This is a genomic window from Actinomadura sp. NPDC048021, assembly GCF_040653135.1.
Taxonomy (GTDB): Bacteria; Actinomycetota; Actinomycetes; order Streptosporangiales; family Streptosporangiaceae; genus Spirillospora; species Spirillospora verrucosospora.
Genome location: NZ_JBEZJQ010000008.1, coordinates 226,036 through 240,084, shown reverse-complemented (window position 1 = coordinate 240,084; position 14,049 = coordinate 226,036). Strand labels below are relative to the sequence as shown.

The following is a 14,049-nucleotide window of genomic DNA, read 5'->3' as shown; positions in this document are numbered from 1 at the left end:
GTTTCGACGGCGCAGGAGGGGCAGGGGCCAACCATCGCCGTCGACTCTCCAGGGGGGAAGATGAGTGAGCGATCAGAAGCCGCGCCCGGCGACGTCGTCGACCTCCTGCTGAGGCAGCACTCGGAGATCCGGCGGCTGTTCGACCGGGTCGAGGCCTCCGCCGGGCACGAGCGGGCCGAGGCCTTCGACCGGCTGCGCCGGTTGCTGGCCGTGCACGAGACCGCCGAGGAGGAGGTCGTGCACCCCTTCGCCCGCCGTCACATCGATCGGGGCCAGGACGTGGTCGCCGCCCGCCTGGCCGAAGAGAACCAGGCCAAGCAACTCCTGTCGGACGTCGACTACTTCGGCCCCACGAGTTCCGACTTCCTCCAGCGGCTCGGCGACCTGCGCCTGTCCGTCATGGACCACGCCCGGCACGAGGAGGAAGAGGAGTTCCCCCAGATCCGGCGGCATGCCACCGAGAAGGATCTGCGCAGGATGGCCACCGCGGTGAAGGCCGCCGAAGCCGTGGCCCCCACCCGGCCGCACGTCGGGTTCGAGTCCGCCCCCGCCAACCTGGTGGCGGGGCCGTTCGCCGCCGTCGCCGACCGCACCCGGGACGCGATCCGCAAGGCCGTCGGCAGGCGGCAGGGCTGAGGAACGGCGGAAACCGGACGGTCCTCGCCGCGCCGTCGCGGGTCAGGGCTCGAAGCGGTAGCCCATGCCCGGCTCGGTGATCAGATAGCGGGGGCGCGCCGGGTCGGGCTCCAGCTTGCGGCGCAGGTGGGCGAGGTAGACGCGCAGGTAGTTCGTCTCCTTGTCGTAGGCGGGACCCCACACCTCGTGGAGGAGCTGCCGCTGGCCGACCAGCGCGCCGGGGCTGCGGACCAGGACCTCCAGGATGTTCCACTCGGTGGGCGTCAGGCGGACCTCCCGGCCCGCCCTGGTCACCCGCTTGGCGCCCAGGTCGATGGTGAAGGCCCCGGTCTCCACCACGGCGGCGGCCGGCTCGGCCGGGGCGGCCCGGCGGACCGCCGCGCGGAGGCGGGCCAGGAGCTCGTCCATGCCGAACGGCTTGGTGACGTAGTCGTCGGCCCCCGTGTCCAGGGCCCGGACCTTCTCGTCGGAGGCGTGCCGCGCGGAGAGGACGAGGATGGGGACGTTCAGCCAGCCGCGCAGCGCCTGGATCACTTCGACGCCGTCCATGTCGGGCAGCCCGAGGTCGAGCACCACCACGTCCGGCCGGCGCCGGGCGGCCAGGTCCAGGGCGGTGCGGCCGTCGGGCGCGGTGTCCACCTCGTAGCCGCGCGTCCGCAGGTTGATGCGCAGCGCCCGGACGAGCTGCTGCTCGTCCTCGACGAGGAGTACGCGCGTCACCGTGGCCCCCCGTCCTCGCCGCCGGCCGCGGAGCCGTCCCCGCACGCGCCGGCGGCCGGCAGCGCGAAGACCATGGTGAGGCCGCCTCCCGGGGTGTCCTCGGCCCGCAGGGCGCCGCCCATCGCCTCGGTGAACCCCCTGGCCACGGCCAGGCCCAGCCCCACCCCAGTGCCCCGGGGCGAGTCCCCGAGGCGCTGGAACGGCGCGAAGATCTGCTCTTTGGCCGCCTCCGGCACCCCCGGGCCCCGGTCCGCGACCCTGATCTCGACCCGGTCGGGCCGCACCTCGCCGGCCCGCAGCGTGACGGCGCCCGCGCTGTGCCGGACGGCGTTCTCGACCACGTTGGCCAGCGCCCGCTCCAGCAGCCCGGCGTCGGCGAGGACCGGCGGGAGCGTCTCCGGGACGTCCACCTCGACGCGGCCGGCCGGGACGCCCTGGAGGGCGGGCGCCACCACCTGCTCCAGGGCGATCGGCTGGGTCAGCGGGGAGACGGCGCCCGTCTGCAGGCGGCTCATGTCGAGCAGGTTGCCGATGAGGCCGTCGAGCCTGTCGGCCGACTCCTCGACGGTGGCCAGCAGTTCGGCCTCGTCCTCGGGGTCCCAGTCGACGTCGGTCTGGCGCAGGCTGCTCACCCCCGCCTTGATCGAGGCCAGCGGGGTGCGCAGGTCGTGGGAGACCGCGGCGAGCAGCGCGGTACGGATCTTGTTGCCCTCGGCGAGGCGCCGCGCCTGCCCGGCCTCCTCGGCCAGCCGCCGCCACTCCAGCGCGGCGGCGGCCTGGGACGCGAACGCCGACAGCACCCGCCGGTCCGCGGCGGGCAGGACGCGCCCGCGCAGGGCCAGCACGGTCTCGCCGCTCCGGTCCGCGCCCTCGCCCGCGCCGACCCTGGCCTGCGCGTCGGCCCGGTCGGGGTCGGGGCACGGGTCGGAGCCGGTCGACCCCAGGACGGTCCAGCCGTCCCCCGCCCGCTCCAGCAGCGCGACCGAGGTCACGCCGAAGGTCTCGCGGACCCGCTCCAGCAGGGCGGGCAGCGCCTTCTCGCCGCGCAGCACGCTGGTCGCCAGCATGCTCAGGGTCTCGGCCTCCGCGCCGCTCTGCGCCGCCTGCCGGGCTCGGCGCGCGGCCAGGTCGACCACCGAGGCGACCGCCGCCGCCACCCCGACGAAGATCACCAGCGCGAGCGCGTTGTCGCGGTCGCCGATGGTGAGGGTGTGGAAGGGCGGGGTGAAGAACCAGTTGGCCAGCAGGCTGCCCAGCACCGCGGCGGCCACCGCCGGCCACAGCCCTCCGGCGAGGGCGACTCCGACGGCCAGCACCAGGTAGAGCAGGATGTCGATGACCAGGCCGAACCGCAGGCCCGTCCCGGCCAGCAGGGCGGTCAGCGCCGGGGGGCCGGCGAGGGCGAGCGCCCAGCCCGCCCCTCTGCGCCGGCGGCTCAGCGCCGGGCCGCTCGCGCGGGTGGCGCCGGCGCGCCTCCCGGCGTGCTCGTGGCCGACGATGTGGACGTCGAAGTCACCGGACTCCCTGGCCACGGCGCTCCCGATCCCGTGAGCGAGGATCCGCCGCCGGCCGGAACGGCGCCCGGCCCCCACGACGAGCTGCGTGGCGTCGACGCCGCGGGCGAACTCCAGCAACGCCGTCGCCACGTCGTCGCCCACCACCTGGTGGAACGTCCCGTTCATGCTCTCCACCAGGGCGCGCTGGCGCGCGACCGCGGCCGCGGAGCCCTCGTCGAGACCGCCGCTGCGCACCACCCGGACGGCGAGGAGGTCCGCGCGCCCGGCCCGGGCGCCCATGCGGGCCGCGCGGCGGAGCAGCGCATCGCCCTCCGGGCCGCCGCCCAGCGCCACCACGATGCGCTCGCGCGCCTCCCAGGGCTCGGTGATGCCGTGCTGGTCGCGGTAGCGGGCCAGCCCCTCGTCGACGCGGCCGGCCACCCACAGCAGCGCCAGCTCGCGGAGGGCGCTGAGGTTGCCCGTCCTGAAGTAGCCGGGCGGCAGGGCGGCCTCGTCCGGCGCGTGGACGTTCCCGTGCGCGAGCCGCCGGCGGAGCGCCTCGGCGGTCATGTCGACCAGCTCGATCTGGTCCGCCCGCCGGACGACCGCGTCCGGGACGGTCTCGCCCTGCCGGACCCCGGTGATGCCCTCCACGACGTCGCTGAGCGATTCCAGGTGCTGGACGTTGAGGGTGGAGACCACGTCGATGCCCGCCCGCAGGAGCTCCTCGATGTCCTGCCACCGGTGGGCGTTGCGGCCTCCCGGCGCGTTGGCGCGGGCCAGTTCGTCGACCAGCGCGACCTCGGGACGGCGGGCGAGCAGGGCGTCCACGTCCAGCTCGGTGAGCCGCGCCCCCCGGTGGCGCGTGCGGCGGGGCGGGACGACCTCCAGGTCGCCGATCTGCTCGGCCGTCCGGGAGCGCCCGTGGGTCTCGACGAGCCCGACGACCACGTCCGTGCCGCGCCCGGCGCGCCGCCGGCCCTCGTTCAGCATGGCGTAGGTCTTGCCCACCCCGGGCGCCGCGCCCAGATAGATGCGCCATGCGCCCCGCCTGCCCATGCCGAGCGCCGCCTCCCCCTCGCCTGAATTGTCCCTTTATGAGGCCTGGCGAAATCTAGCAAAGCCCGGTGGGCGGCCCTGCGCGGTCCGTCCCCGCGGACCGGGATTTGACGCTTTCTTAACGGCCGCCGGTCCGCAGGGTGACCACCATGGTCAGCCCGCCGCCGGGAGTCTCCTCGGGAAGGAGGGTGCCCCCCATCGCCTCGGTCATCCCCCGCGCCAGCGCCAGCCCGAGGCCGACACCGGCACCGTCGCCGCGGTCGTCCAGCCGCTGGAAGGGCGCGAAGACCGCGTCCCTCTCGGACGCGGGGATTCCGGGACCGCGGTCGATCACCCGCAGCTCGACCCGGTCCGCGTGGGCGCTCGCGGTCACCGTGACGCGCTCCCCGGGAGGGTTGTGGCGGACGGCGTTGGCGATCAGGTTCGCCAGCACCCGCTGGAGCAGGACCGGATCGGCCGGCACCTCGGGCAGCCCGCCGGAGATCCGGATGCGCACCCCGGCCGCGCCGGGGTGGTCGAGGGAGGCCACGGCGCGGGGCACGACGTCCTCGACCGCCAGGGGCCGCGCGACGACGCCGAGCACGCCGGCCTGCAGCCGGCTCATGTCGAGGAGGTCGGCCACGAGCCGGTCGAGCCGCGCCAGGGACTCGGCGGCGGTGTCGACCAGTTCGTCCCGGTCCTCCTCGATCCAGGTGACATCGGGGCTGCGCAGGCTGTCCACGGCCGCCTTCGCCGAGGACAGCGGGGTCCGCAGGTCGTGGCCGACGGCGTTGAGCAGGGCGGTGCGGACCCGGTCGGCCTCGGCCAGCGGACGCGCCCGCTCGGCCTCGGCGGTCAGCCGCTGCTGCTGCAGCGCGGCCGCGGCGTGGGCCGCGAAGGCCTCCACCACCCGGCGGTCCTCGGCCCGCAGCGTCCGGCCGCGCAGCACCAGGACGAGGTCGTCGTCGATCGGGATCCCGGTCTCGCCCGCCTTCGGGGCGGTGCAGGGCGGGCCCCCGGCCGTCGACACGATGCGCCAGCGGCCCGGATCGCCCTGCGAGCCGAGCGTCCCGGCGGACTCCGGCTCGCGCTCCAGCAGGGTCACCGCCGTGAGCCCGAAGGTCTGCCGCAGGTCCTCCAGGATGTCGCGCGGCGTGCTCTGGCCGCGCAGCACCCCGCCCGCGAGGGCGGACAGGACCTCGGCCTCGGTCCGGGTCCGGGCCGCCTCGCGGCTGCGCCGGTAGTTCAGGTCGACCACGGCGCTGACGGCGGCGGCCACGACGACGTAGACCACCAGGGCCAGCAGGTTCTCCCGCTCGGAGATCGTGAACCGGTTGAGCGGCGGCGTGAAGTAGAAGTTCAGCAGGAGCGACCCGAACACCGCGGTGAAGAGCGCGGGATACAGGCCGCCGACCAGCGCGACCCCGATGACCAGGACGAGGAACAGCAGGATGTCGCTGGGCAGGGAGAACTCCCCCTGCAGGTGGTGGAGCACCAGGGTGAGCAGCGGAAGAAGCGCGGCGGCCATCGTGAAGCCCGCGGTGCGCCGCCGGCGGGTGAGGCCGCCGCGCGACGGCCGGGCCCGGCGTCCCTTGCTGACCTCCTCGTGCGTGACCAGGTGGACGTCGATCGGGCCGGAGTGGGCGGTCGTCGTCACGCCGACGCCCCGGGAGAAGAGCTGGGCGACCCGGCCCCGCCGGGAGGCGCCCAGCACCAGCTGGGTCGCGTTGACGCCCCGCGCGAAGTCCAGCAGCGCGGACGGGACGTCGTCGCCGACGACCTGGTGGTAGGTGCCGCCGAGGTTCTCCACGAGGGCCCTCTGCCGCACGAGGTGCGCGGGATCGGCGCCGGTGAGGCCGTCGCCGGGCAGGACGTGGACGGCCAGCAGGTCGGCGCCCTTGGTGCGGGCGGCGACGCGGGCGGCGCGGCGGATCAGGGTGTCGCCCTCCGGCCCGCCGGTGAGCGCGACCACGACGCGCTCCCGCGCCTCCCAGATGCCGTCGATCTCGTGGTCGGCGCGGTAGCGGTCGAGCTGGTCGTCGACCTTGCCCGCCAGCCACAGCAGCGCCAGCTCCCGGAGCGCGGTCAGGTTGCCGACGCGGAAGTAGTTGCCGAGGGCGGCGTCGACCTTCTCGGGGGCGTACACGTTGCCGTGCGCCATCCTGCGGCGCAGCGCCTCGGGGGTCATGTCGACGAGTTCGACCTGGTCGGCGCGGCGGACGACCTCGTCCGGGACGGTCTCGCGCTGCGGCACGCCGGTGATCTGCTCGACGACGTCGTTCACCGACTCCAGGTGCTGGACGTTGACGGTGGAGACGACGTCGATCCCGGCGTCCAAAATCTCCTCGACGTCCTGCCAGCGCTTGGCGTGCCGGGAGCCGGGCACGTTGGTGTGCGCGAGCTCGTCGACGAGCACGACCCGCGGGCGCCGGGCGATCACGGCCTCGGTGTCGAGCTCGGTGAACGCCGCCCCGCGGTACTCCACCGTCCTGCGGGGCAGCGTCTCCAGCCCGGCGAGCCGCTCCGCGGTCAGGGGCCGGCCGTGGGTCTCCACGTACCCCGCGACGACGTCGGTGCCGCGGGCCCGCCGCCGGTGCGCCTCGGCGAGCATCGCGTACGTCTTGCCCACGCCCGGGGCGGCCCCGAGGTAGACGCGGAGCCGCCCGCGCGTCATGATCAGCCCCTCCCGGCGCCGACGGGGTGGTCGCGGTCCAGTTCGAGGTTGAGACGGAGGACGTTCACCACCGGCTCCCCCATGAAGCCGAGCGCACGGCCGGTCTGGTTGTGCCGGACGGCCGCCAGGACCCGCGCCTCGGAGATGCCGCGGGCCTTGGCGACCCGCGGCGCCTGGAGCCTCGCGTAGGCGGGCGTGATGTGCGGGTCCAGGCCGCTGCCGCTCGCCGTGACGGCGTCGGGCGGCACCTGCGGCCTCTCGTGCGCGCTCCCCCTGACCGGGACGGTCAGGCCCCGGGCGAGGTCCTCACCCCGCCTGGCGCACTCGACCCGGACCCCCCTGTAGACGGCCACGAAGGGCACGGCGGGGCAGGCCTGGTTGGCGCTGACGACCCGGGAGGGCTTCGGGACGGCGCCGTCGGGCGCCCGCGTCCCGAACACCTTGAGCACCGCGCCCACCCCGTCGGGCGTGCAGTACGGCCGCCCGCCGTCCACGCCTTCGAGATCGCCGACGGCCTTGCTCCGCGAGCAGACCTGGGTGAGGAGGCTCTGCCCGCCCTCGACCCCGGCGGCCGGGTCGGCGAGGGTGTCGAGGACGTCCTCGGGCCCGAGGTTGCTCGCGCCCGTCGAGGTCGGGTCGTAGCCGTCGCCTGCGGCGGAGGGGCGGCTCTGGAAGTACTGCCCGAGCGGGTTCCCGTCCTTGTCGGTGAAGGACTGGCCGATGAGCGCGCTGCCCGCGGCCCGGCCGTCGGCGGTCTTCACGATGCTCCCGTCGGCCCGGCTCTTCAGGCCCGGGAGCTGGGCGGCCGCGAAGACGGCGAGCGGGTAGGCGACGCCGAGCACGACGGTGAGGACGAGCAACGCCCGGACCGCGGCCACATGCCGGCGGATCCAGATTGGCATACGCATGTCAGGACATCCCCGGAAGGAACTGGACGATGAGGTCGATGAGCTTGATGCCGGCGAAGGGCGCGACGATGCCGCCGAGCCCGTAGACGCGGAGGTTGCGCGACAGCAGCCGTGAGGCGCTGCTCGGCCGGTACCTCACCCCGCGCAGCGCCAGCGGGATCAGCGCGACGATGATCAGGGCGTTGAACACCACGGCCGACAGGATCGCCGACTGCGGGCTGGCCAGCCGCATGACGTTGAGCGCGTCCAGGCCGGGGAAGAGGCTCACGAACAACGCCGGGATGATCGCGAAGTACTTGGCGATGTCGTTGGCGATGGAGAACGTGGTCAGCGCCCCGCGGGTGATCAGCAGCTGCTTGCCGATCTGGACGATCTCGATCAGCTTGGTCGGGTCGGAGTCCAGGTCGACCATGTTCCCGGCCTCCTTGGCGGCGGAGGTGCCGGTGTTCATCGCCACCCCGACGTCGGCCTGGGCCAGGGCGGGGGCGTCGTTGGTGCCGTCCCCCGTCATCGCCACGAGGCGGCCGCCCTCCTGCTCCTTCTTGATCAGAGCGAGCTTGTCCTCGGGCCGGGCCTCGGCGAGGAAGTCGTCCACGCCCGCCTCGTCCGCGATCGCCCGGGCGGTCAGCGGGTTGTCCCCGGTGATCATGACGGTGCGGATGCCCATGGCCCGCATCGCGGCGAACCGCTCGCGCATGCCCTCCTTGACCACGTCCTTGAGGTGGATCACCCCCAGGACGCGCGCTCCCCTGCCGGCGGCCTCGCCGACCACGAGCGGTGTCCCGCCGGAGGCGGAGATGCCGTCGACGATCTGGCCGAGCATCGGCGGCACGGTCCCGCCCTCCCGGCGGACCCAGTCGGTGACCGCGCCGGCCGCGCCCTTGCGCAGCGACCGCTTCGTCCCCTCGTCCAGGTCGACGCCCGACATGCGGGTCTGGGCGGTGAACGGCACCCACTCGGCGTGGGACAGTTCCCCGGGGGTGCGCTCGCGCAGTCCGTACCGCTGCTTGGCGAGGACCACCACCGAACGACCTTCGGGCGTCTCGTCGGCGAGGCTGGACAGCTGCGCCGCGTCGGCCAGCGCGTCCTCCCCCACTCCGTCGAGCGGAAGGAACTCGGCCGCCTGCCGGTTCCCGAGGGTGATGGTGCCGGTCTTGTCCAGCAGCAGGGTGTTGACGTCGCCCGCCGCCTCCACCGCGCGCCCCGACATCGCCAGCACGTTCCTCTGGACCAGCCGGTCCATGCCCGCGATCCCGATCGCCGACAGCAGCGCACCGATCGTCGTCGGAATCAGGCACACCAGCAGCGACACCAGCACGATCCCGGTCACCCCGTCCGCACCCAGGGCCGGCGAGTCCGGCACTCCGGGATTGGTGTCCTTGGAGTAGATCGCCAGGGGCTGGAGCGTCGCGGTGGCGAGCAGGAAGACGACCGCCAGCGCGGCGAGCAGGATGTTCAGCGCGATCTCGTTCGGCGTCCTCTGCCGGCTCGAACCCTCCACCAGCGCGATCATCCGGTCGATGAAGCTCTCGCCGGGCTTCTGGGTCACCCGCACCACGATGCGGTCCGACAGCACCCGGGTGCCGCCGGTCACCGCGCTGCGGTCGCCGCCCGACTCCCGGATCACCGGGGCCGACTCCCCCGTGATCGCCGACTCGTCCACGCTGGCGATGCCGTCCACGACGTCGCCGTCCGCCGGGATGGTCTGCCCGGCCTCGACGACCACGATGTCGCCCTGCGCGAGCTCGGGCGCGGGGACCGGCTCTTCGCGCACGTCCACCGCCCCGGGCCGCCAGCCGGCCAGGCGCCGGGCCGTCATGTCCCGCCGGGCCCGCCGGAGCGTGTCCGCCTGGGCCTTGCCGCGGCCCTCGGCCACCGCCTCGGCCAGGTTGGCGAAGACCACCGTGAGCCACAGCCAGGCGACGACCAGCCAGCCGAACCAGGTCGGATCGGTGGCCGCCAGGACCGTGGACCACACGGCGCCGATCTCGACGATCAGCATCACCGGGTTCCGCCACAGCGTCCGGGGATCCAGTTTCCGGAGCGCGTCCGGCAGGGACCGCAGCATCTGCCGCGGATCGAGCAGGGCGCCCCGGGCACGGCCCGAGGGTTCGGGGGCGGGCGACTGCGCGGGCGTCCGCGCGGTCTGCGTCGTGGCCATCAGTGGATTCCCTCTGCCAGCGGCCCGAGCGCGAGCGCGGGCAGGAACGTGAGCGCGACGAGGACGACGGTGACGCCAGCGACCAGCCCGACGAACTGGGGCCGGTGCGTGGGCAGGGTGCCGTCCGATTCGGGGGTGTGCCCCTGGCGGGCCAGCGAGCCGGCCAGGGCGAGCACGAAGACGATGGGCAGGAACCGGCCGAGGGCCATGCAGAGCCCCAGCGCCGTGTCGTACCAGACGGTGTTGACCGTGAGGCCCGCGAACGCGGAGCCGTTGTTGTTGGACGCGGAGGTGAACGCGTACAGGACCTCCGTCAGCCCGTGCGGGCCGGAGTTCAGCAGGCCCGCGCGGCCGCTGCCGGTCGCCATCGCCGCGGCGGTCCCGGCGAGCACGAGCGCGGGCGTGACCAGGAAGTACAGCGCGGCGAACTTGATCTCCCGCGCGCCGATCCTCTTGCCCAGGTACTCGGGTGTGCGGCCGACCATCAGCCCCGCCACGAACACCGTGATCACGGCGAGGACCAGCATCCCGTACAGGCCCGAGCCGACGCCGCCGGGCGCCACCTCGCCCAGCATCATGTTGACCAGCGTCATCATGCCGCCGAGGCCGGTGTAGGAGTCGTGGAAGGAGTCCACGGCGCCGGTCGACGTCAGCGTGGTCGCCGCGGCGAACACCGCGGAGTTCAGCACCCCGAAGCGCGCCTCGGTGCCCTCCGTGGCCGCGCCGACCGCGGTCGGGACCGTCCCGTGGTGCAGGCCCTGGAAGACCATGGTGAGCGAGACGCTCACCAGGGCGAGCAGGCCCATGACCGCCGCGATCGCGTACCCCTGCCGCGGCTGGCCCACCATGCGGCCGAAGGTCCGGGTCAGCGCGAACGGGATGAGGAGGATCAGCAGGATCTCCAGCCAGTTCGTCCACGCCGCGCCGTTCTCGAAGGGGTGCGCGGAGTTGGCGTTGGTGAAGCCGCCGCCGTTCGTCCCGAGTTCCTTGATCGCTTCCTGGGAGGCCACCGGGCCGCCCGTCAGCGTCTGGGCGCCCCCGGCGACCGTGTCCACCGTGTGGTGCGCGGGGTCCCAGAAGTTCTGGACCAGCCCGCCGGACACCAGGACGACGGCGCCGACGAAGGCGATGGGGAGCAGGATCCGCAGTGACCCTCGGGTCAGGTCGACCCAGAAGTTGCCGAGGTGATCGCTCTTGCGGCGCGCGAATCCGCGCACCAGCGCGACGGCCACGGCCATGCCCACGGCCGCCGAGACGAAGTTCTGCACCGCGAGCCCGGCCATCTGCACCAGGTGGCCCATCGTCGACTCGCCCGCGTACGACTGCCAGTTGGTGTTGGTCACGAAGCTGACCGCGGTGTTCCAGGCCTGGTCGGGCTTGACCGGGTCGAACCCCAGGCTGAGAAGGAGGTGGTTCTGCACCCGCTGGAAGCCGTAGAGGAACAGCACGCCGACGACCGAGAAGGCCAGGACGCTGCGCGCGTAGACGCCCCACCTCTGCTCGGCTTCGGGATCGACTCCGATCAGCCGGTAGAGCAGCCTCTCCACGCGCGAATGCCGCGTCCCGGAATAGACCCTGTACATATAGTCGCCCAGCGGCCTGTACGTCAGAGCGAGGGCGAGCAGGAGAGAGCCGAGGAAAAGGACCCCGGCGACCGTCGGGCTCACTAGAAACGCTCCGGGAAAAGAAGGGCCGCGACCAGGAAGGCGACCAGCAGTACGGCCAGCGTCAGGCCGATTCCGTTCTCCGCGGTCACAGCCGCTCGACCGCCTTCACGACCAGCGCGAACAGGGCGAAGACCGCCACCGTCAGCAGGATGAACGCCAGATCTGACATTTCTCGATTCCTTGGAGGGCGGCGGAATGCCGCCACGGAGCGCCGGGTGCTCGTCACACCGCACCCGCTTTGGGGGTGCATCAGGCAGTAAACGGCACTTGCCCGGCACTTCTCCGAACCGTTGACGCGTTCTTAGCGCGCGGGAGGCCGCGCTTAACGCTTCCTTAACGCCCTGGGATTCCGGCGTGCGCCGAGAACGCTCGTTCCCTCGCCCCGGGCGCTACCGGCCCTCGGCCCGCCGGCGGGGGTACTCGGCCCGCCAGCGGTCGACCAGGGCGGGCATCTCGCGGAACATGAAGCCGTAGAAGTCGCGCATCTCCCCGAGGCGGCCGGCGGCGAGGCTGTCACGGCCCGCGGCGGCGATGCCCTGGTCGGCGGCCTCGAACATGGCCTGGATCAGCCCGTTCTGCGTGGACATCAGCGTGGCCCAGGCGCCCTCGCGGAGCCGGTAGTGCTCCCGGCGGCTGCCCGGGGCCGGGACCCGTTCGATCAGCCCCACGGTGGACAGCATCTTGATCGCTCCGGACACCGACCCGGAGCTGATGGAGAGCCGCTCGGCCAGTTCGGGAGCGGTCACACTGTCGGTCTCGGCGAACATCAGCGCCGCCAGCACCCGCGCGGTCGCCTTCTGCAGACCCCCCTGGGACAGGGTCAGCGCCAGCCGTTCGGCGGCCTCGCCCGTGTCGGCCACGATGCTCCCCTCTCCTCCGCGATCTCCAGCAGAGCTTAACAGCTCAGAGTTTTCAGAAATCTTTGAAACTTCTGATAGCTTCGAGCCATGCACACGGTGATCGAGCTGACCGGGCTCACCAAGAACTACGGCTCACGGCGCGCCCTGACGGGCCTGTCCCTGCGGGTCGGCGCCGGGGAGGTGCTCGGCTACCTCGGCCCCAACGGCGCCGGGAAGTCCACCACCATCCGGCTGATGCTGGATCTGATCCGTCCCACCTCCGGCACCGCCCGGGTGCTCGGCCTGGACCCGCGCTCCGGCGCGGTCGAACTGCACCGCCGCGTCGGCTACCTGCCCGGCGACTTCGTCGCCGACGGCCGCCAGCGCGCCGGGGAATGCCTGACCTTCCTGGGCGGCCTGCGCGGCGGCGTCCCCGCCCGCAGGATCGCCGGTCTGGCCGAGCGGCTGGACCTGGACCTGGCGGCCCGCATCGGCAGCCTCTCCAAGGGCAACCGGCAGAAGGTCGGCCTGGTCCAGGCGTTCATGCACGATCCCGAACTACTGATCCTGGACGAGCCCACCTCGGGCCTGGACCCGCTGGTGCAGCAGACGTTCCTGGAGATGGTCGCCGAGGCCCGCGACGCCGGGCAGACGGTCTTCATGTCCAGCCACATCATGAGCGAGGTGGAGGCCGTCGCCGACCGGGTCGCCATCATCCGCCAGGGGCGCCTCGTCACCACCGACACCATCGCCGGCCTGCGCGCCCGTTCTTCCCTGCGCGTCCGGATCGGCTTCGCCGCCCCGGTCGCGGGCGCCGAGTTCGCGGCCCTGCCCGGCGTCACCGGCGCCGAGGTGGAGCCCGCCGGCAGCGGCTGCGTCCTCACCTGCCGCGTGGACGGAAGCCCCGACGCCCTGGTCAAGGCCGCCGCCCGGCACACCGTGACCCGCCTGCACGCCGACGAGCAGGACCTCGAAGAGCTCTTCCACGCCTACTACACCGGCGAGGACGACGCCGTCCCCGCCGCCTGACCGGCCACGACCGACCCCCTTCCAAGGACGAGACCATGACCACCACCCCCGCCGGCGCCGTTCTTCCCGGAGCCTCCGGCCCCGCCCGTGTGTTCAGCCGCACGATGTTCGCCAGGACGCTCTTCGACAACCGGCGCGTCCTCACCGCCTGGGCCCTGGCCACCGGCCTGCTGGCCGCGGCGTACGCCGGCTTCTACCCGCAGGTCACCGCGGACGCCGCCGACAGCGTGCCCGCCGCCATGAGCGGGTTCGGGTTCGACGACCTCACCTCGGCCGCCGGCTACCTCCAGGGCGCCGTGTTCGGGCTTCTCGTGCCGCTGCTGGCCACGTTCTACGGCGCCGCCACCGGCGCCCGCATGATCTCCGCCGACGAGGAGTCCGGCTACCTGGACCTGCTGCTCGCCCATCCGATCGGCCGCACCCGCCTGCTGCTGCACCGCTTCGCCGCACTCGCCGCCGGAGCCGTCGCCATCGCCGGTGCGGTGCTGGGCGCGATGCTCGCCGTCCGCACGAGCGCGGGACTGGAGTCCGTCGCCGTCTCCGGCTTCACCGCGCAGACCCTCAACCTGGCGCTGCTGGCACTCGTCTTCGGCGCCCTGTCCACCGCTCTCGGCGCGGCCACCGGCAAGGGCCGCGCCTTCGTCTTCGGCGTCACCGCGGGAACAGGGGTACTGACCTACGCCCTGAACGGCTTCGCCGCCCAGATCGGCGCCGACCGGCTCCGCGCCCTCACGCCCTTCCACTACTACATCGGCGGCGAACCGCTGAAGAACGGCTTCCGGCTCGCCGACGCGGCCGTCCTGGCCGTCGTCGCGGCGACGCTCGTCGCCCTCGGAGCCTGGCGGTTCGGCCGCCGCGACCTCGGCCGCTGACGCCGCCCC

At 73.6% G+C, this 14,049-nt stretch carries 12 protein-coding genes; 3 read left to right on the top strand and 9 right to left on the bottom strand.

All coding sequences use genetic code 11. From position 1 onward, the window contains the following. Positions 1–60 precede the first annotated feature (60 nt). Complete coding sequence (locus AB0C87_RS15925) at positions 61–636, top strand: hemerythrin domain-containing protein (RefSeq protein ID WP_345181382.1); 576 nt, start codon at positions 61–63, stop codon at positions 634–636. A gap of 42 nt (positions 637–678) precedes the next feature. Here AB0C87_RS15925 and AB0C87_RS15920 read toward each other — a convergent pair whose 3' ends face one another. From AB0C87_RS15920 to AB0C87_RS15880, 9 genes are all read right to left on the bottom strand, one after another. Then, on the bottom strand, positions 679–1,356 hold the full coding sequence (locus tag AB0C87_RS15920) for a response regulator (RefSeq protein WP_360578119.1): 678 nt from the start codon (positions 1,354–1,356) through the stop codon (positions 679–681). Continuing rightward, positions 1,353–3,911 carry a DUF4118 domain-containing protein gene (locus AB0C87_RS15915; RefSeq protein ID WP_360578117.1) on the bottom strand — a complete coding sequence of 853 codons (2,559 nt, stop codon included), beginning with the start codon at positions 3,909–3,911 and terminating at the stop codon, positions 1,353–1,355. Before AB0C87_RS15915 ends, AB0C87_RS15920 begins: the two co-directional genes overlap by 4 nt. A gap of 118 nt (positions 3,912–4,029) precedes the next feature. Continuing rightward, positions 4,030–6,564, bottom strand: a complete 2,535-nt coding sequence (locus AB0C87_RS15910; RefSeq protein ID WP_360578115.1) for an ATP-binding protein — start codon at positions 6,562–6,564, stop codon at positions 4,030–4,032. A 2-nt stretch (positions 6,565–6,566) separates the two neighbouring features. Beyond that, positions 6,567–7,466, bottom strand: a complete 900-nt coding sequence (locus AB0C87_RS15905) for a potassium-transporting ATPase subunit C (RefSeq protein ID WP_360578192.1) — start codon at positions 7,464–7,466, stop codon at positions 6,567–6,569. A gap of 7 nt (positions 7,467–7,473) precedes the next feature. Then, positions 7,474–9,633 carry a potassium-transporting ATPase subunit KdpB gene (gene kdpB / locus AB0C87_RS15900; RefSeq protein WP_353833241.1) on the bottom strand — a complete coding sequence of 720 codons (2,160 nt, stop codon included), beginning with the start codon at positions 9,631–9,633 and terminating at the stop codon, positions 7,474–7,476. Then, positions 9,633–11,300: a potassium-transporting ATPase subunit KdpA gene (kdpA, locus tag AB0C87_RS15895; protein ID WP_360578112.1), complete on the bottom strand. Its 1,668-nt coding sequence runs from the start codon at positions 11,298–11,300 to the stop codon at positions 9,633–9,635. The genes kdpB and kdpA overlap by 1 nt, the downstream gene beginning before the upstream one ends. Continuing rightward, positions 11,300–11,389, bottom strand: coding sequence for a K(+)-transporting ATPase subunit F (gene kdpF / locus AB0C87_RS15890; RefSeq protein ID WP_345181398.1), 90 nt, complete (start codon positions 11,387–11,389; stop codon positions 11,300–11,302). The genes kdpA and kdpF overlap by 1 nt, the downstream gene beginning before the upstream one ends. Next, a complete protein-coding gene (locus AB0C87_RS15885; protein WP_345181401.1) occupies positions 11,386–11,526 on the bottom strand; it encodes a hypothetical protein in 141 nt (46 codons plus the stop codon). The genes kdpF and AB0C87_RS15885 overlap by 4 nt, the downstream gene beginning before the upstream one ends. A gap of 163 nt (positions 11,527–11,689) precedes the next feature. After that, on the bottom strand, positions 11,690–12,160 hold the full coding sequence (locus tag AB0C87_RS15880; protein ID WP_345181404.1) for a MarR family transcriptional regulator: 471 nt from the start codon (positions 12,158–12,160) through the stop codon (positions 11,690–11,692). Between the two features lie 87 nt (positions 12,161–12,247). Between AB0C87_RS15880 and AB0C87_RS15875 the strand changes: the two genes are divergently transcribed. Then, positions 12,248–13,168, top strand: a complete 921-nt coding sequence (locus AB0C87_RS15875; protein WP_360578110.1) for an ABC transporter ATP-binding protein — start codon at positions 12,248–12,250, stop codon at positions 13,166–13,168. Between the two features lie 35 nt (positions 13,169–13,203). Continuing rightward, positions 13,204–14,040, top strand: coding sequence for an ABC transporter permease subunit (locus AB0C87_RS15870; RefSeq protein WP_360578108.1), 837 nt, complete (start codon positions 13,204–13,206; stop codon positions 14,038–14,040). Positions 14,041–14,049 lie beyond the last annotated feature (9 nt).

Coding starts and splice junctions, on each gene's coding strand:
- AB0C87_RS15925 (WP_345181382.1), top strand. CDS start 61: ATGAGTGAGCGATCAGAAGCCGCGCCCGGCGACGTCGTCGACCTCCTG.
- AB0C87_RS15915 (WP_360578117.1), bottom strand. CDS start 3,911: ATGGGCAGGCGGGGCGCATGGCGCATCTATCTGGGCGCGGCGCCCGGG.
- AB0C87_RS15910 (WP_360578115.1), bottom strand. CDS start 6,564: ATGACGCGCGGGCGGCTCCGCGTCTACCTCGGGGCCGCCCCGGGCGTG.
- AB0C87_RS15905 (WP_360578192.1), bottom strand. CDS start 7,466: ATGCCAATCTGGATCCGCCGGCATGTGGCCGCGGTCCGGGCGTTGCTC.
- kdpB (WP_353833241.1), bottom strand. CDS start 9,633: ATGGCCACGACGCAGACCGCGCGGACGCCCGCGCAGTCGCCCGCCCCC.
- AB0C87_RS15875 (WP_360578110.1), top strand. CDS start 12,248: ATGCACACGGTGATCGAGCTGACCGGGCTCACCAAGAACTACGGCTCA.
- AB0C87_RS15870 (WP_360578108.1), top strand. CDS start 13,204: ATGACCACCACCCCCGCCGGCGCCGTTCTTCCCGGAGCCTCCGGCCCC.